Source organism: Flavobacterium sp. N2270, from assembly GCF_025947225.1.
GTDB lineage: Bacteria > Bacteroidota > Bacteroidia > Flavobacteriales > Flavobacteriaceae > Flavobacterium.
Window position 1 is genome coordinate 1893240 of sequence record NZ_CP110005.1, and the last position, 17546, is coordinate 1910785.

16 protein-coding genes and 1 other RNA gene are annotated in these 17546 nt (G+C 29.9%); 9 read left to right on the forward strand and 8 right to left on the reverse strand.

Annotated elements, in window-relative coordinates; genetic code table 11:
• Positions 1–12: 12 nt before the first annotated feature.
• From OLM55_RS08825 to prfB, 4 genes are all read right to left on the reverse strand, one after another.
• Entirely contained in the window at positions 13–1674 is a 1662-nt protein-coding gene (locus tag OLM55_RS08825; protein ID WP_264558537.1) for an RluA family pseudouridine synthase, read from the reverse strand.
• Positions 1675–1718: 44 nt separating this feature from the next.
• Positions 1719–2063 carry a hypothetical protein gene (locus OLM55_RS08830; protein WP_264558538.1) on the reverse strand — a complete coding sequence of 115 codons (345 nt, stop codon included), beginning with the start codon at positions 2061–2063 and terminating at the stop codon, positions 1719–1721.
• A 42-nt stretch (positions 2064–2105) separates the two neighbouring features.
• Positions 2106–3749, reverse strand: coding sequence for an acyl-CoA carboxylase subunit beta (locus tag OLM55_RS08835; RefSeq protein WP_264558539.1), 1644 nt, complete (start codon positions 3747–3749; stop codon positions 2106–2108).
• Positions 3750–3816: 67 nt separating this feature from the next.
• Positions 3817–4915 (reverse strand): peptide chain release factor 2 gene (gene prfB, locus OLM55_RS08840; RefSeq protein WP_264558540.1). Its coding sequence is split into 2 segments (ribosomal slippage): positions 3817–4851 and positions 4853–4915, totalling 1098 coding nucleotides; the frame shifts between segments, so codons are not numbered across the junction.
• Positions 4916–4964: 49 nt separating this feature from the next.
• Here prfB and OLM55_RS08845 point away from each other — a divergent pair.
• Positions 4965–5990 carry a threonine aldolase family protein gene (locus tag OLM55_RS08845; RefSeq protein ID WP_264558541.1) on the forward strand — a complete coding sequence of 342 codons (1026 nt, stop codon included), beginning with the start codon at positions 4965–4967 and terminating at the stop codon, positions 5988–5990.
• A 27-nt stretch (positions 5991–6017) separates the two neighbouring features.
• Here the strand turns inward: OLM55_RS08845 and OLM55_RS08850 are convergent, their stop codons facing one another.
• Complete coding sequence (locus OLM55_RS08850; protein WP_264560616.1) at positions 6018–6341, reverse strand: YbaB/EbfC family nucleoid-associated protein; 324 nt, start codon at positions 6339–6341, stop codon at positions 6018–6020.
• A 66-nt stretch (positions 6342–6407) separates the two neighbouring features.
• Here OLM55_RS08850 and OLM55_RS08855 point away from each other — a divergent pair, with 66 nt between their 5' ends.
• The 3 genes from OLM55_RS08855 (at position 6408) to OLM55_RS08865 (ending at position 10719) form a co-directional block, all read left to right on the forward strand.
• Positions 6408–8540: a S9 family peptidase gene (locus tag OLM55_RS08855; protein WP_264558542.1), complete on the forward strand. Its 2133-nt coding sequence runs from the start codon at positions 6408–6410 to the stop codon at positions 8538–8540.
• 78 nt (positions 8541–8618) lie between these two features.
• Positions 8619–9659, forward strand: a complete 1041-nt coding sequence (locus OLM55_RS08860; protein WP_264558543.1) for a PLP-dependent cysteine synthase family protein — start codon at positions 8619–8621, stop codon at positions 9657–9659.
• Positions 9660–9768: 109 nt separating this feature from the next.
• Complete coding sequence (locus tag OLM55_RS08865) at positions 9769–10719, forward strand: NAD(P)H-dependent flavin oxidoreductase (protein WP_264558544.1); 951 nt, start codon at positions 9769–9771, stop codon at positions 10717–10719.
• 49 nt (positions 10720–10768) lie between these two features.
• Here OLM55_RS08865 and OLM55_RS08870 read toward each other — a convergent pair whose 3' ends face one another.
• Positions 10769–11473 (reverse strand): carboxypeptidase-like regulatory domain-containing protein, encoded by a 705-nt coding sequence (locus OLM55_RS08870; protein ID WP_264558545.1) that lies wholly within the window; start codon positions 11471–11473, stop codon positions 10769–10771.
• 3 nt (positions 11474–11476) lie between these two features.
• Positions 11477–12550 (reverse strand): glutaminyl-peptide cyclotransferase, encoded by a 1074-nt coding sequence (locus tag OLM55_RS08875; RefSeq protein WP_264558546.1) that lies wholly within the window; start codon positions 12548–12550, stop codon positions 11477–11479.
• An 88-nt stretch (positions 12551–12638) separates the two neighbouring features.
• Between OLM55_RS08875 and ffs the strand changes: the two genes are divergently transcribed.
• From ffs to fsa, 5 genes are all read left to right on the forward strand, one after another.
• Positions 12639–12737, forward strand: an RNA gene (gene ffs / locus OLM55_RS08880) — signal recognition particle sRNA small type.
• A 60-nt stretch (positions 12738–12797) separates the two neighbouring features.
• The gene (locus OLM55_RS08885) at positions 12798–13790 is read left to right on the forward strand and encodes an enolase C-terminal domain-like protein (protein ID WP_264558547.1); all 993 of its coding nucleotides are present in this window, start codon (positions 12798–12800) and stop codon (positions 13788–13790) included.
• A gap of 49 nt (positions 13791–13839) precedes the next feature.
• Complete coding sequence (locus tag OLM55_RS08890; RefSeq protein ID WP_264558548.1) at positions 13840–14643, forward strand: SDR family oxidoreductase; 804 nt, start codon at positions 13840–13842, stop codon at positions 14641–14643.
• Positions 14644–14647: 4 nt separating this feature from the next.
• Positions 14648–15292: a hypothetical protein gene (locus OLM55_RS08895; RefSeq protein WP_264558549.1), complete on the forward strand. Its 645-nt coding sequence runs from the start codon at positions 14648–14650 to the stop codon at positions 15290–15292.
• A 78-nt stretch (positions 15293–15370) separates the two neighbouring features.
• A complete protein-coding gene (gene fsa / locus OLM55_RS08900; protein ID WP_264558550.1) occupies positions 15371–16027 on the forward strand; it encodes a fructose-6-phosphate aldolase in 657 nt (218 codons plus the stop codon).
• A gap of 65 nt (positions 16028–16092) precedes the next feature.
• On the opposite strand, the gene OLM55_RS08905 is transcribed toward fsa, so the two are convergent.
• Positions 16093–17490 (reverse strand): TlpA family protein disulfide reductase, encoded by a 1398-nt coding sequence (locus tag OLM55_RS08905; RefSeq protein ID WP_264558551.1) that lies wholly within the window; start codon positions 17488–17490, stop codon positions 16093–16095.
• Positions 17491–17546 lie beyond the last annotated feature (56 nt).

Below are 17546 nucleotides of genomic sequence, written 5' to 3' on the forward strand. Positions count from 1 at the left end.
TTCGTTAAAAAACTAAAATTCAGCTTTTTTTAAAATAGTAATTCTTTCTTTATTTATAGGATGTTCAAACGTAATTTCTTCAGCATGAAGATGTAATCTATCTGCTTTAGTTCCGTACAAATCATCACCAATTATTGGACAATTTAAGCCTAATTTATGTGAAGCATGTACTCGTAATTGATGCGTTCTGCCGGTAATAGGAAAGAAGTGAATGCGTGTTTTGTTGTTTTCTCTACTAATTACTTCAAATTTTGTTCTTGCCGATTTTCCGTGTTCGTAACAAACCAATTGATTAGGACGATTGTCTAAATCTACTCGTAAAGGTAAATCAATAAAACCTTCATTTTGAAGAACAATTCCATCTAAAATTGCCACATATCTTTTTTGAACGGTTCGTTTTATAAACTGACTTTGTAGGTTTTTATACACTTCTTCCGATTTTGCAATGAGCATTAATCCTGAAGTAGACATGTCTAATCGGTGAACAATTAACGGTCCGGTTGCATTAGGATATAGTTCTTTAACTCTTTGGTAAACTGAATCTTTTACATTTTTCCCAGGAACAGATAAAAATTCATGTGGTTTATGAATTACTGCTAAATAATTATCTTCAAATACAATTTCTATATTTTGATGCTCTGCAGTATTATTTAAAAACGGATTTTCATCCATTTCAATATCCAAGAGCATGTGTTTCAAAATTGGTTCACATTTGCCAGTACAAGCAGGGTAAAATTGTTTATGTTTTCTAATTTCTGATTTTGGAGATTCTCCCCACCAAAATTCAGCCATTGCAACTGGTTTTAAATTATTTTGAAACGCATAATGCAATAATTTAGGAGCAGCGCATTCTCCTGCACCAGCTGGCGGATTGTTCTCGAATATTTCACCTAAACTTTTTGAGTTTTTATATTGATTCAAAAAAGCATAATTATCAAATAATTGTTGTTGTAATTGAGCAGATTTGATTCTTCTAGTTTCTTTTTTAGCATTTATTTCATTGGTAAATAAGTTTACTTCTTTCTCAGCATCAGCAATTTTGTATTCCCAATATTTTGTCATTTTTTTAAACAGAATCTTTTCTAACTGGCTTTCTTTATTGAGTTCTTCAATATTACAATTCGGATTTGTTCGTTTTTCTGTTCGAAGTTCCTTTTGCAATTTCATCACCTTTTTTTGACGATTTAAGTCAATTTCAGCTTCGTTTTGAATGTTTTTTAGTGTTTCAAGTGCTTCTAAATATTTTAAATCTTGTTCTAAAACCTCAATTTCTTTGGTAATTTGATTTAATTTATTTTCCCCAATTTTATAAAATCCGTTTTCATCCAACATGTCATAAACTGTTGGAACAAATTTTTTATGATGATTGGAATCTGCTAATTTTCCAGAAAACGCAGCTAAATAACCTAATTCTCCTTTTGAATTTTCGCACACTAAAACACCAAACATTTTTCCAATTACTAATCCTTTTTGAGTTTCATCTAACCCGAAATTATGTTCAAAATCGGTTTGATTTTCAAGGTAATTTTGCAATTCTTGAGAAGCAATTTTACTCAATTCATTGGGTTCGTAATAGAATGGAAATGTAAATTTTTCTGGTAAATTAATACCTGAAATATTGGTTTTAAAATGTTGAAAAAAATCATTCATGGAATTATAAATAAAATAAGCCATTCTAATAGAACAGCTTATTTATCTTTTATAAAATACTATTTAATTTATTCTGTTTTTTCAGTTGTTTCTGATTTTTTATCTGAGCAACATGCTTTTTTAGCTTCTTTTTTGCAATCTGCTCCACATGATTTCGCCTCTTTATCTGTACAATTTTCTTTTTTGCAATCTCCTTTGCAAGATTTAGTATCAGCAGAACATGCTTTTTTATTTTCTCCAGAGCACTCTTTAGCCTCTTTACCTTTTTCAGCACAACATGCTTTTTTACTTTCAGTTGAATCTTTAACAATTTCTGTTGCAACTTCTTCAGATGGAGTAGATTTTGCATCATTACATGAAATTGTAAAAATGCTAAATAATACAATTGCTAAAATTCCTTTTAATAGTTTCATAATTTGATATTTTAAGATTTAAAAATTTTGTTTTTTATTATTTTAAACTTGAATAACCCCAAGATTAAAAGGCTTTTCAATAGGAGCGTGGTTGGCCGCTTCAATTCCCATTGAAAGCCAAGTCCTTGTTTCTAACGGATCAATAATTCCATCCGTCCATAAACGCGAAGCTGCATAATAAGGTGAAACTTGTTCATCATAACGAGCTTTAATTTTGTCAAATAATTCTTTTTCAACTTGCTCATCAACTACTTTTCCTTGTTTTTTTAAGGTTGCAGCCTCAATTTGAACCAGTACTTTAGCCGCTGAGTTTCCACTCATAACTGCTAATTCTGCACTTGGCCAAGCAAATATTAATCTTGGATCGTATGCTTTTCCGCACATTGCATAGTTTCCTGCTCCGTATGAATTTCCAATAATTACTGTGAATTTTGGTACAACAGAATTAGAAACAGCATTTACCATTTTAGCACCATCTTTTATGATTCCGCCATGTTCTGATTTACTACCTACCATAAAACCAGTTACATCTTGTAAAAAGACCAAGGGAATTTTCTTTTGGTTACAATTGGCAATAAAACGAGTCGCTTTATCAGCAGAATCAGAATAAATAACACCACCAAATTGCATTTCGCTTGGTTTTGTTTTTGCAGCCGTTGTTTTTACGATTTTTCTTTGATTAGCTACAATTCCAACCGCCCAACCGTCTATACGAGCGTAACCCGTAATAATTGTTTGTCCGTAACCCGCTTTATATTCTTCAAATTCAGAATTGTCAACCATTCGATGAATGATTTCCATCATGTCATATTGTTCATTACGCGCTTTTGGAAGAATTCCGTAAATTTCTTTTGGATCTAATTTTGGTTTCACCGCTTTCACTCGATTATAACCTGCTTTATCGAAATCACCAATTTTACCTACAACACTTTTAATTCGGTCTAAAGCTGCTGCATCGTCTTTCGCCTTAAAGTCGGTAACTCCAGAAATTTCGCAATGCGTAGTTGCTCCACCAAGAGTTTCATTATCTATACTTTCACCAATGGCAGCTTTAACTAAATAACTTCCGGCAAGGAAAATACTTCCAGTTTTATCAACAATCATTGCTTCATCACTCATGATAGGTAAATAAGCACCACCAGCAACACAACTACCCATTACAGCAGCAATTTGGGTAATTCCCATACTACTCATTACAGCGTTATTTCTAAAAATACGTCCGAAATGTTCTTTATCTGGAAAAATTTCATCTTGTAATGGTAAATAAACACCTGCAGAATCTACCAAATAAATGATTGGTAATCTATTTTCAATAGCAATTTCTTGCGCTCTTAAATTTTTTTTTCCTGTAATTGGAAACCAAGCACCCGCTTTAACAGTTGCATCATTAGCAACTACAATGCATTGTTTTCCAGAAACATATCCAATTTTAACAACAACACCTCCTGACGGACAACCACCATGTTCTTTATACATTCCTTCTCCAACAAATGCACCAATTTCTATACTTTTAGATTTTTCATCTAATAAATAATCGATACGTTCACGAGCCGTCATTTTACCTTCTGCATGTAATTTATCGATACGTTTTTGTCCGCCACCCAATTTTACTTGAGCAAAACGACGTTTTAAATCGGAAACTAATAATTTATTATAATCTTCGTTTTTATTAAATTCTAAGTCCATATGTTGTTTGTGTCATTAATTTTGTTCGCTAAAATACAATATTCAATTGCAATATTCAAGTTGAAGTTTATTCTTCTTCTCGTTGTCCCATGAGCATTAAATATGCTTTTAAAAATTGATCGATTTCTCCATTCATGACTCCATCAACATCACTTGTTTCATAGCCTGAACGAACATCTTTGATTAATTTATAAGGATGCATTACATAATTACGAATTTGAGAACCCCATTCAATTTTCATTTTTCCTGCTTCAATATCTGCTCTTTGAGCTAATTGTTTTTTTAATTCAATTTCATACAATTGCGATTTTAGCATTTGCATAGCTCTGTTACGATTATCGTGTTGTGAACGGGTTTCAGAGCATTGAATTTGAATTCCAGTTGGTTTGTGAACTAATTGCACTTTGGTTTCCACCTTATTTACATTTTGCCCACCAGCACCACTTGATCGTGCAGTTGTTATTTCAATATCGGCAGGATTAATTTCAATTTCAATAGTATCATCAACCAAAGGATAAACATAAACTGAAGCAAATGAAGTATGACGTTTAGCATTACTGTCAAAAGGGGAAATTCTTACCAATCGATGCACACCGTTTTCGCCTTTTAGGTATCCAAAAGCAAAATCGCCTTCTATTTCTAAAGTAACGGTTTTAATTCCGGCAACATCACCTTCTTGGTAATTCAATTCTTTGATTTTGTAACCTTGTTTTTCAGCCCACATTAAATACATGCGCATTAGCATTGAAGCCCAATCACAACTTTCTGTTCCGCCAGCACCAGCAGTAATTTGAAGTACAGCACTTAAACTGTCTCCTTCATCAGAAAGCATGTTACGAAACTCAATATCTTCAATATGTAAAGTAGTTTTATTGAATAACTCTTCAACTTCTTCTTCACTAATTTCACCTTCTTTTAGAAAGTCCATCATTATTTGAAGTTCTTCAACATATTCATTAGCTTTATTGAAATCTTCGACCCATTTTTTCTTTGATCGTAAATTCCTAATAATTATTTCTGCCTCTTTTGCATTATCCCAAAAGTCAGGTGCAAACGTTTTTTCTTCTTCGTTTGATATTTCTATAAGTTTTTTATCGATGTCAAAGATACCTCCTTAACGCACCAAGGCGCTCTATAATATCCTTTACTTGTTCTGTAGTAATCATATTATTTTTGTAGTTTTACACCACAAAAATAGACATTCCTTTTAATATTATGGAAATTAATTTAATAAGTGATACGGTTACAAAGCCAACTCCAGAAATGCTTACTACAATGTTTAATGCAAAAGTAGGAGATGATGTATTTAAGCAAGATCCAACTGTAAATGAACTTGAAGCAAAAGTTGCTGAAATGTTTGGTATGGAAGCAGCACTTTTTTTCCCTTCGGGAACCATGGCAAATCAAACAGCAATTAGAGTTCATACACGACCTGGAGATGAAGTAATTTGTGATAAATGGTCGCATATATTTTTATATGAAGGTGGAGGAGTAGCCGCAAATAGTGGCGTTTCTTGCCATTTAGTTGATGGAGATAGAGGGATGATTACGCCCGAATTAGTAAAAAGTGTAATTAGCGATCCTGGTTTTTATCATGCTCCTTTAACAAAAATGGTAAGTATAGAAAATACTACTAATAAAGGTGGAGGTGCTTGTTATGAAATGGAGAATTTAAAAGCAATTAAAGAAGTTTGTATTCAAAATAACTTAATTTATCATTTAGATGGAGCTCGATTATGGAATGCTTTAGTAGCTAAAAATCAAGATCCAAAAGAATACGGACAAATTTTTGATACTATTTCGGTTTGTTTGTCAAAAGGACTAGGAGCACCAGTTGGTTCGGTATTAATTGGTACAAAAGCACATATAAATAGAGCAATTAGAGTTAGAAAACTTTTTGGAGGAAATATGCGTCAAGCTGGATATTTGGCTGCAGCCGGAATTTATGCACTTGACAATAATATTCAACGACTTGAACAAGACCATAGAAAAGCAAAAGAACTTGGAGACTTGTTAAAAACTTTATCATGGGTTGATAAAGTAGAAGATGTTGAAACGAATATTTTGATTTTTCAGTTAAAAAAAAATGTTGACGAATCTAAATTCATGGAATTATTAAAGCAAAAAAATATTTTAATAAGTTCAATGGGGCAAGGTAAATTAAGGATGGTAACTCATTTAGATTATAAAGAAGTGATGCATACTTATGTTCTAGAGGCTCTGTCTAAAATTGAAATATAAAAAAAGCAACTCATAGAGTTGCTTTTTTTATTTAAACATATCCATTCCAGGAATATTCGGCATACCTTCTTTGGCAACAGCCGCTAGTTCTGTCTCATTTACATTAGTCGCTTTTTCAATTGCTTTATTTAAGATGTTAATTAAATAGTCTTCCAACATTTCTTTATCCTCTAATAAACTATCATCAATTGAAATATTTGTGATTTTTCTATTCGCCGTTAAAGTTACTTCAATAAGATTATCGCTACTTTTTTCATCTATAAGTACCGAATCTAAACGTTTTTTAGTTTCTTCCACTTTTTGTTGGGTTTCTTTAATTTTACCCATCATACCCATAATATCTCCAAACATATTTTGTTTAATTTTTTTATTCATGCAAAAATATTAAATTAGCTTTTAAATACAAATGATAACTTCATGAAAAAATATACCTATTTCGCATTAATTTCTCTTATTTTTGCAAGCTCTTGTAAAGAAAAAAAAGTAAAAATGAACGAAGAAATTAAAGCTCCAATTGCTCAAATAAAACCTCATAATTTAGAAAAACACGGAGAAGTTAGAGTTGACGACTACTACTGGTTAAATGATAGAGAAAACAAAGAAGTAATTGATTATTTGAATAAAGAGAATGAGTATTATCAAAAAATGACGGCTCATACTAAACAATTTCAAGACGATTTGTTTAAAGAAATGAAAGCTCGTATTAAAGAAGATGATTCATCTGTGCCTTATTTTTATAATGGGTATTATTATATAACGAGATTCGAAACAGGGAAAGATTATCCTATTTATTCGAGAAAGAAAGGTTCTTTAGAAGCAAAAGAAGAAATTATGTTCGATTGTAATGAAATGGCAAAAGGACAATCGTATTTTAATTTAAGCGGAATAAATGTTAGTGAAGATAATAAGTATGCTGCTTTTGGTGTCGATTTAGTTTCAAGAAGACAATATACAATTCAAATAAAAAACCTTCAAACTGGTGAAATTTTATCTGAAAAAATTGAAAATACAACTGGAGGTTCAACTTGGGCGAGTGATAATAAAACATTGTTTTACACGCTAAAAGATGCAAAAACATTACGATCTGATAAAATATACAAACATAAATTAGGTGATTCAACTTCTAAAGATAAATTAATTTATCATGAAAAAGACGATACTTTTTACACCTTTGTTTATAAAGAAAAATCAAGAAAATATTTAGTAATTGGATCTACAAGTACCTTAACTTCAGAATATCAAATTCTTGAATCAAATAAACCAGACGGAGAATTTAGGTATTTTCAAAAAAGAGTTAGAGGTTTAGAGTACTCAATTAGTCATTATAATGACAGTTTTTATGTAGTTACAAATAAAGATAAAGCAACTAATTTTAAATTGATGAAAACGTCTGAAAAGACAACATCAATGGAAAATTGGGTTGAGTTAATTCCGCACAGAAAAGATGTATTATTAGAAGGGATAGATATTTTTAAAAAATTCTTAGTGGTTGAAGAACGTTCAAACGGTTTAAATAAAATTCAAATTCGACCATGGGATAATTCAGAAACCTACTATTTACCTTTCGAAAGCGAAACTTATACAGCTTATACAACTTCGAATGTTGATTTTGATACAGATGTTCTTCGATATGGTTATCAATCTTTAGCGACACCTTCTTCTGTAATTGATTTTAATATGGTCACTAAAGAAAAAACTGTTTTAAAAGAACAAGAGGTTTTAGGAGGTAAATTTGATAAAAGCAATTACAAAGAAGAAAGAATTTGGGCTACAGCCGAAGATGGAACAAAAATTCCAATTTCAATGGTGTACAGAAAAGGTATGAAGAAAAACGGTTCAAATCCATTTTTACTTTATGCTTATGGCTCATACGGATCAACAATTGACCCATATTTTTCAACAACAAGATTAAGTCTTTTAGATAGAGGTTTTATATTTGCGATTGCTCATGTAAGAGGAGGAGAGTATTTAGGAAGAGAATGGTATGAAAACGGAAAATTATTAAAAAAGAAAAATACATTTACTGATTTTATTGATTGTTCAAAATATGTAATTAGGAAAGAATATACTTCAAAAAATCATTTATATGCCGAAGGAGGATCTGCTGGAGGTTTATTAATGGGGGCAATAGTTAATATGGCACCAGAGTTATATAACGGAGTTATTGCGCAAGTTCCTTTTGTTGATGTTGTTACAACTATGTTGGACGATTCAATTCCATTAACAACAGGAGAATATGACGAATGGGGAAATCCTAATGATAAAGAATATTATGATTATATGTTGTCTTATTCACCATATGATAATGTAAAAGCACAAGCTTATCCAAACATGTACGTTTCAACTGGTTTGCATGATTCTCAAGTACAATATTGGGAACCAGCAAAATGGGTTGCAAAACTTCGTGCAAAAAAAACAGATAAAAATTTATTGTTTTTAGATACGAACATGGAAGCTGGTCATGGTGGTGCTTCTGGAAGGTTTGAAGCACTTAAAGAAGTAGCTAAAGAATTTTCTTTTTTATTAGATTTAGAAAAAATTAAGAAATAGTTAAAGTTTTTTTGTTAAATTTGCAAGGTTTTGGGGTAAAATAAAACCAACACTAAGCCTCATATTAATATTGTTTTTATGAAAGAAGAAATAAAAGCCTACAATAATGTTTTAGAGTTAATAGGAAATACACCACTTATTAAACTTAATAATATTACTCAAGGCTTATCTGGTAATTTTTATGCAAAAGTAGAAGCTTTTAATCCAGGTCATTCAACAAAAGATAGAATTGCATTATATATTATTGAAGAAGCTGAAAAAAGAGGAATTCTTAAACCAGGAGATACAATTATAGAAACTACATCAGGAAATACTGGTTTTAGTTTAGCTATGGTAAGTATTATAAAAGGTTATGACTGTATTTTAGCAGTAAGTTCAAAATCATCTGCAGATAAAATAGATATGCTTCGCACAATGGGAGCTAAAGTTTATGTTTGCCCAGCTAATGTTTCAGCAGATGATGAGCGTTCATACTACAATGTTGCTAAAAGATTGCACGAAGAAACTAAAGGATCAGTATATATAAATCAATACTTTAACGATTTAAATGTAGATGCTCATTACAACTCTACAGGTCCTGAAATTTGGGAACAAACAAATGGAAAAATTACTCATTTAGTAGCTTGTAGTGGAACTGGAGGAACTATTTCTGGGACTGCTAGATTTTTAAAAGAACAAAATCCAGATATTCAAATTTTGGGAGTTGATGCATTTGGTTCTGTTTTGAAAAAATATCATGAAACAAAGGAATTTGATAATGAAGAAATTTATCCTTATCGTATTGAAGGATTAGGTAAAAATTTAATTCCAACTGCTACTGATTTTGATATTATCGATAACTTTATGAAAGTCTCAGATGAAGATAGTGCACATACTGCAAGAGAATTAGCAAAAAAAGAAGGCTTGTTTGTGGGTTATACATCTGGAGCAGCTTTCCAAGCTATAAAGCAATATGAAGAAGCAGGTACATTTAATGAAAATAGTAATGTTGTTGTTATTTTTCCTGATCATGGTTCTAGATACATGAGTAAAATTTACAGCGACGATTGGATGAGTGAACAAGGATTCTTTGATACTAAGAATAAAGAAGAAGCTCAAAAAATTGAAATTATAAAATAATAAAAAAAGGGATATTTAAAATATCCCTTTTTTTATATAGGAAAATAATTATATGCACGCATACTATTTGATAATTCTTTACTATATTTGACAAACAAAATTTTAAATTATGGAAAAGCCAACTTTAAATTCTCTGCTAAATACAACCTATCCAATAATAATTGCACCTATGTTTTTAGTATCCAATACTAAAATGGTTATTGAAGGAATGAAAAGTGGTGTTGCGGCTTGTATTCCTGCATTGAATTATAGAACTCTTGAAGAACTAAAAGAAGCTATATATGAGCTAAAAGCAGCAAAGGTTCCAGGTGGAAGTTTTGGTTTTAATTTAATCGTGAATAAATCAAATATTAAGTATAAAGAACAATTACGAATTCTATGTGAAGAAGGTGTTGACTTTATCATTACTTCCTTAGGTAGTCCTGAAGAAACAATAAATGAAGCTCATAAAGCAGGTATAAAAGTGTTTTGTGACGTTACCGACTTAAAGTTTGCTAAAAAAGTGGAAGAATTAGGTGCTGATGCAATTATTGCTGTTAATAATGAAGCAGGTGGTCATAGAGGAAATATTGCTCCAGAAGTATTAATTAAACAACTTAATGAAGGAACCTCTTTACCTGTCATATCTGCAGGTGGAGTAGGAAATAAGCAAGAATTAGAAAAAATGTTATCATATGGAGCAATTGGAGTTTCTATTGGAAGTCCATTCATAGCATCTGTTGAGGCAGGAGTTTCTGACGAATACAAACAAGCTTGTGTTGATTATGGTGCAAAAGACATTGTTATGACCGAACGTATTTCGGGAACACCATGTACAGTTATTAATACACCTTATGTGCAAAAAATTGGAACAAAACAAACATGGTTAGAGAATCTTTTGAATAAGAATAAAAGTTTAAAAAAATGGGTTAAAATGATCCGTTTTATGATTGGGACTAGTGCAGTAACAAAAGCTGCTACGCAAGCCACTTATAAAACGGTTTGGGTTGCTGGACCAAGTATTCAACATTCTACAGAAATAGGTACTGTAAAAAGTATTGTAGAGAAATTTGTGAAATAAATGACACAAAAAAAGCCTCAATATTTATTGAGGCTTTTTCTTTAAAAATTTATCTAAACCAGTTTCTTACTTTTTGAATTTGTCTTCCAAAGAAAGTACGTTTTTTTTCATAGACAACAATTCCAAATAATAAATCGCCTAAATCAGCTTCTATCATTTCAATTTTGAAATTATTTTTTTTAATTTCAGAAAGAGTAATTTTTTTCTCAATAGTTTCATAGCCAACATATTGAAATTGCAAGGTAAAGTTGTTTTCTATTTCTATTTCAAAATTTCCATCAAAATCACTTGTCGTTCGGATAGTAGTTTCTTTTAAAACAATATTAACACCAGGTAATGTACCAAGTTTATCATAAACAACACCTTTTATTTTATGTGGTAAGTTTGATTTTATGATTGTATCGTTAACTGAAATACTTTTAGTATCAGTTTGAATAGTATCTTGTTTGATTTGAGCAAAAGCATTTTGAGTTCCTATTCCAATAAAACTAATTGCAGTTGTGAAAATAACAGACCAATAAGATGATTTTTTATTTTGAACAATTAAATTTCTATTTAATTGGGTGTTTAAAAAGCGTCCGCATGTATTTTTCTCTTTATTTAAATGCAGAATAATTTCTTTATCGGTTGCTTTTGTAAAGTCAAAAACAATTTTTTTACAAGAACCGCAAAATCTTCCTTTTTCTTCAGGAGTCATTGCTTCCCAATTTTCATGGCAAGGTTCTGGAATATAAATATTTACTTTTTTAGACATTAATTACTCAACAGTTATTTCAAAAACTTTATCCCAATTTTTACCTGTAACAAAAACCGTTTTTGTTTTAGGATTATACGCTATTCCATTTAAAACATCAATATCTGGATGTTGTGTAACTTTACTTTTTAAATCACTTAAGTTGATGATGTTTTCAACAGCTCCATTTTTAGGATTGATTATTGCAATTGCATCACGACCGTAAACATTAGCCCATATTTTACCGTCAATCCATTCAAGTTCGTTTACGGCTTCAATTTTACTAGCATTGGTATAAATATTTATATAATCAATTTCTTCTAAGGTTTCTGGATCTAAAATGTATATTTTTTCTGTTCCATTACTCATGTAAAGGTTTTTACCATCATTAGTTAAACCCCAACCTTCCATATTTTTAAAATACTTGAATGTCTTTGTTTTTTCAAAAGTATCAGCGTTATACACATAACCTTCGTTGTTTTTATAAGTCAGCTGATACACTTTATTATTCAAAATAGTAATTCCTTCACCAAAATATTGCATACCAAGTTCTACTTTTTTATAAACTTCACCTGTTTTATAATTGGTTTTACGCAAACTAGAAATTCCTCTTTTTCCAGTTCCGCTTCCAGCACCGTTTCCTGTTCCTTCAATTAAAGTATCTCTATAAAATTCAAATCCTTGTGTGTAGGCTGCAATATCGTGAGGATAGGTATTGATTATTTTATAAGTCAATAATTTAGGAGCATCTTGAGCCACAACCGTAAAATTTGTTTCAATTTCAGCAGTATCGTTTTCAAAATACACTTTGGCTTTTATAAGATGCCAGCCTAATTTTTCGTTTTCAAAACTATAATGCAATTTGTTGTTTCCAACGCTTGTTCCAATAGATTTATTATTTAAAATATAGTTTACCGAATCTATTTTCTTTGCTTTTTCGTTTTTTAAAACAAAATCGGCTGACTCATTTGGCTGATAAACTTGTTTTAAAACAGAAGTATCAATAGAAAATAAATTATTTTTTTCATTTTTATCGCCCTCACAAGAACCGATTAGTAAACTTAATGTTATGATAGTTAGTGACTTAATATGTAACATGTTTTTTATAATTTGATAACACAATATACAACGAATTTTAAAACAAACAATTGCCTTGCAAAAATATAAAATGTTTGTATATTTGCACCGGCAAGTCCTACACGACCAGCTCCTGCAGAATCCCCCAGGGTGGGAACGCAGCAAGGGTAAGCGGTTGTAGCGGTGCGATGTAGGTCGCTTGCCATTTTTTTTAAATATTTGATCTCCCTTTGCGGAGATTTTTTATTTTTATACCAATTCCTTTTCTATGAAATTACATTGGCAAATTGTTCGTTTAGAATTAAAAGAAACATTTTCAATTAGTTATGGAGATTATTCTTTTAGAGAAGCATTAATTGTTTCCTTAAGTTCTCATAATGAAAAAGGTTATGGTGAATGTTCATCTATAGATTATTATAATATTAATCTTACTGATTTTGTTCAAAAGCTAACACAAATTCAAACTAAAATAGAACAAGAATCGATTAATCATCCTACTGAATTTTATCTTTTCTTAGAATCTTTAAACTTGCATTCTTTTTTGCGTTCGGCTTTAGATTGTGCCTATTGGGATTTATTTGGAAAACTAGAAAAGAAAAGTTTTTTAGAACTGAATTCTATTTCTTATCATAAATTACCTGAATCGTCTATAACAATAAGTATAGATTCGATTGAAAATCAAATTAAAAAGATAGAAAAATCGACCTGGAACAATTTTAAAGTAAAATGCAATCATTTTAATGAATTGGAATTAAGTTCATTACTTGGTTTAGACAAAAACATTGCATTAGATGCAAATTGTAGTTTTTCAATTGAAGATTGTCATTTTATTGAAAAGAGTGAATTTTCAAGTCAATTTACTTATATAGAACAACCATTGGAAATCAATAGTTTTAATACTCTTAATGCGAATACATATCCAAATTGGATGGCCGATGAAGATTGTCAAGACGAAACTTCCATTTCAAAATTAAAAAACCATTACAGTACTTTAAATTTGAAATTGGTTAAAATTGGCGGATTAACTCCAGCATTACAATTTATTAAGACAGCCAAAGTAAATGATTTTAAAATTATGATAGGCTGTATGACCGAATCTACAGTTGGAATTTCAGCTGGAATTGCTTTAACTCCATTTGTTGATTATGTTGATTTAGATGGCGCTAATTTAATTTCTAACGATATTGCTTTTGGAAGTTTTATAAATAATGGAAAAGTTATTATTTCAGAAAAACCGGGCTTAGGAATTTCTATTAAATAGTTTTATAAAGTCTTTAAAAGACTGTATTTTTACATCATAATTTTTTTTAATGAGCAAAGTAATATTTATAACAGGCGCTTCTTCTGGAATAGGAAAAGCAATTGGCGAGTTTTTACATCATAAGAACTTTAAAGTATATGGAACGAGTAGAAACCCTGAACGAATTGAAAACTCACTCTTTCCATTAGTTAAGCTTGATGTTCGAAATGTTGAATCTATTCAATTGGCTGTTGCCGAAATTTTATCTAAAGAAGATAGAATTGACGTTGTGATTAATAATGCTGGTGTTGGGATAACCGGACCATTAGAAGAAATTCCAACTGAAGAAATTAAAAATAACTTCGAAACCAATCTTTTTGGACCTATTGAAGTAATGAAAGCTGTTTTACCACAAATGCGCAAGCAAAAAAAAGGTTTAATTATTAATATTACTTCTATTGCAGGCTATATGGGATTACCTTATAGAAGTGTTTATTCTGCTTCAAAAGGAGCTTTAGAGTTAATTACAGAAGCACTAAGCATGGAAGTAAAAGAATTTGGAATAAACATTACAAACGTTGCTCCAGGAGATTTTGCAACAAATATTGCTGCGGGAAGATATCATGCACCACTTGTAAAAGGATCTGATTATGAAAAATCATATGGAACTACTTTACAAATGATGGATGAACATGTAGATGGCGGAAGTAATCCAAATGACATGGCAGAAGCTATTTTTAAAGTGATTAATGCTCAAAATCCTAAAATACATTATAAAGTAGGAGCTTTTATGCAAAAGTTTTCTATTGTATTAAAAAGAATTTTACCTGATACTGTTTATGAAAAGATGCTAATGAACCATTATAAGTTGTAAGAAAATGAAAAAAAGATTACTTTATTCCTTGTTTTTTATTTCAAGTATCATTTTTGCTCAAGAAGCTCCAAATGATTCTATTTCTAAATCTAAAGTTATTTTTGATTTTGCGGGAGGTCTTTCTAGTAGAATTGGAAAGGCTGAAAAGACTAATGATTTTATTTTGGATAATAAGATTAACGCTTCTAGAAATGCTTATTTTATAGAGTCTTCTTTATTATTTCAAATAGCTCCAAATTCCGAACATTATTTTGGTTTTAAATACAATAATTTTTTTGATTATATAAATCAAAATAAGTTGTCTATTTCTTTTTATGGAGTTTCTTATTTGTATTCTAAAGAATTTAAATCAAAAGACAATTTTAATTTAGATTTCTCATTGGGTTACATTTCTTATAGAGATAAAGAATATTTTTTTGATGGATATACGATAAAAGGTGGAAATATTGGAGTTAGATCAAGTGTTTCTTATCTTTTAAAAATTACTGAAGGTGTATATTCTGGTCCAAAATTAGGTTTGCAATTTGGTAGTATTAAAGATTTTACTGTAGAGAATAAAACAAATAGTTCACAATCTATAAACCTTAAAGGTGTTTCAGAAAGTGTTTCTAACTTTGATTTCGGATTGGTATTAAGAATAAGTTTATAATTCTTTTTATTATTAATATTACTTTTGAAATTGTATTTTTGCAAAACAAACAACACACATAAACTTAAATAAAAGAAAATGAAATTTTTTATTGACACAGCTAATTTAGAGCAAATTAAAGAAGCGCAAGCTTTAGGAGTATTAGACGGAGTTACTACAAATCCATCATTAATGGCTAAAGAAGGTATTACAGGTAAAAATAACATATTAAAACATTATGTCGATATTTGTAACATTGTAGATGGAGATGTTAGTGCTGAGGTTAATGCTATGGATCTTGAAGGAATGATTAGAGAAGGTGAGGAGTTGGCAGATTTACACGAGCAAATTGTAGTAAAATTACCAATGACTGCTGAAGGTATTAAGGCTTGTAAATATTTTTCTGATAAAGGAATTAAAACAAATGTTACCTTGATTTTTTCTGCAGGACAAGCTTTATTAGCGGCAAAAGCAGGAGCAACTTATTGTTCACCATTCTTAGGAAGGTTAGATGATATTTCAACTGATGGTTTAAACTTAATTGATGAAATTCGTCAAATTTATGATAACTATGCTTTTGAAACTCAAATATTAGCTGCTTCTGTTCGTCATACAATGCACGTAGTTAATTGTGCTAAAATTGGAGCAGATGTTATGACTGGCCCATTATCGTCTATTCAAGGGTTATTAAAACACCCTTTAACAGACATTGGTATTGCTCAGTTTATTGCTGATTTTGAAAAAGGAAATAAGTAATTTCAAATTACATATAAAAAAAGAGCCATTTCATTGAAATGGCTCTTTTTTTATATGCTTTATAATTATTTTAAATCATTTTCAAAATTTACGTCAAATAAATTTGAAAAACCTTTTTTAATGGTTCCATTTTTATCAAGAATGATAGTTCTATGAATTTTTGTTATAACCCAAAGTTTTTTAATATCTTGAAAATTTGTTGATTTTAATTCAGTAATATCAGTTAAATTATTGTTTTTTAAAGTTTTCTTCCAATTTTCATTTGTATCATCAACATTTATAGCTATGAAATTTACTTCAGGAAATTTCTTTTTAAACTCTCTAACTCGCTTGTGAGCAGACTTTAAATGGGAGTCAGCATGCGAAGTCCAAAAGAAAATGACTGTTTCTTTATTTGAAGTTAAGTCATCAAGTAATATTGGTTTTAAATCTTTATCAATTAATTCAACATTCGGAAGTTTTTTACCAATATTTAAATTTTTAACGGAGTTATATATTTCTGTAACTTCTTTTTGTTGCTCTTTATCGGTAGATAATTTTAAATATTTATCAATAAAGGTTTTGTTATTGTACATGTTTTGATCTTCTAATAAATACATGTATGCAATATTATTTAAAACAGCATTTTTAGTTTTTTGATTTTTTATAAGCGTGTCAGCAATGCTTAATTTAATGATATTATTCTCTAAAGACATCTCATCAAAAGCACCTTTGTTTTTATCATAAGATACATTACTCAACATTATGTTTACATATTTTATAAAAGGAGAAAAATTGGTAAACTGAATATTATTATAATCAATTTTTTTTCTGTAATCATAAAATTCTTTTGGTAAAAGACTTGAAACATCATCGCCAGTTTTAAATTTATGAGCGTAAGGATATAATTCTTTCTTGTAATAATGATTAAAATCGATACCCGCTTCTGCAATTACGTCAAAACCTTCACTCCAGCCAATTTCTGTTTTTCTTTTTAAATAATTAGACTTTCTAATTCTATATGTAGAATCAACATTTTTTGTAAAAGATTTATAATCTCTATCTAAAACATCATATAATTCAGATCTTTCTTGTTCATTTTTTAAATATAAATCAATTAAAAAATTATTTTTTTCATCTCCTCTTCCGCAAAAAGCTATAGAATTATCAAAATCTAATGAGTTTAAGCGAACCATAATGCTATCATTCTTATCAAAATAAACATATTGATATTCAGGTAGATGTTTAAAAGTGTATAGACCTGGTGTAAGCGAATCAAATTTATGTAAAAAACGATTATCCTTATCTAAGAAAATTGTGTCTATGACTTTATCATCTTTTAAAAATAAGACAAAATTATTTTGAGGGTTAATAATTTCACCGCCAAAATAGGCCTCAAAATTATCTCCATCAAAAGTTCTTTCACAAGACGTTAATGATAAAAAGAAAACCGGTAAAGAAATTAAAAAGTATTTTTTAAACATGTAGGGCTATTTTTCTAAAACAAAAATATTAGTTTATAATGAGAGTGCTTGTTAAT

Excerpts from the sequence above, each read along its gene's own strand:
- OLM55_RS08885 (WP_264558547.1), top strand. The coding sequence starts at position 12,798 with ATGAAATTACATTGGCAAATTGTTCGTTTAGAATTAAAAGAAACATTT.
- OLM55_RS08850 (WP_264560616.1), bottom strand. The coding sequence starts at position 6,341 with ATGTTTGGAGATATTATGGGTATGATGGGTAAAATTAAAGAAACCCAA.
- OLM55_RS08830 (WP_264558538.1), bottom strand. The coding sequence starts at position 2,063 with ATGAAACTATTAAAAGGAATTTTAGCAATTGTATTATTTAGCATTTTT.
- OLM55_RS08865 (WP_264558544.1), top strand. The coding sequence starts at position 9,769 with ATGGAAAAGCCAACTTTAAATTCTCTGCTAAATACAACCTATCCAATA.
- OLM55_RS08895 (WP_264558549.1), top strand. The coding sequence starts at position 14,648 with ATGAAAAAAAGATTACTTTATTCCTTGTTTTTTATTTCAAGTATCATT.
- OLM55_RS08905 (WP_264558551.1), bottom strand. The coding sequence starts at position 17,490 with ATGTTTAAAAAATACTTTTTAATTTCTTTACCGGTTTTCTTTTTATCA.
- fsa (WP_264558550.1), top strand. The coding sequence starts at position 15,371 with ATGAAATTTTTTATTGACACAGCTAATTTAGAGCAAATTAAAGAAGCG.
- OLM55_RS08845 (WP_264558541.1), top strand. The coding sequence starts at position 4,965 with ATGGAAATTAATTTAATAAGTGATACGGTTACAAAGCCAACTCCAGAA.
- OLM55_RS08875 (WP_264558546.1), bottom strand. The coding sequence starts at position 12,550 with ATGTTACATATTAAGTCACTAACTATCATAACATTAAGTTTACTAATC.
- OLM55_RS08870 (WP_264558545.1), bottom strand. The coding sequence starts at position 11,473 with ATGTCTAAAAAAGTAAATATTTATATTCCAGAACCTTGCCATGAAAAT.
- OLM55_RS08855 (WP_264558542.1), top strand. The coding sequence starts at position 6,408 with ATGAAAAAATATACCTATTTCGCATTAATTTCTCTTATTTTTGCAAGC.
- OLM55_RS08890 (WP_264558548.1), top strand. The coding sequence starts at position 13,840 with ATGAGCAAAGTAATATTTATAACAGGCGCTTCTTCTGGAATAGGAAAA.
- OLM55_RS08825 (WP_264558537.1), bottom strand. The coding sequence starts at position 1,674 with ATGGCTTATTTTATTTATAATTCCATGAATGATTTTTTTCAACATTTT.
- OLM55_RS08835 (WP_264558539.1), bottom strand. The coding sequence starts at position 3,749 with ATGGACTTAGAATTTAATAAAAACGAAGATTATAATAAATTATTAGTT.
- OLM55_RS08860 (WP_264558543.1), top strand. The coding sequence starts at position 8,619 with ATGAAAGAAGAAATAAAAGCCTACAATAATGTTTTAGAGTTAATAGGA.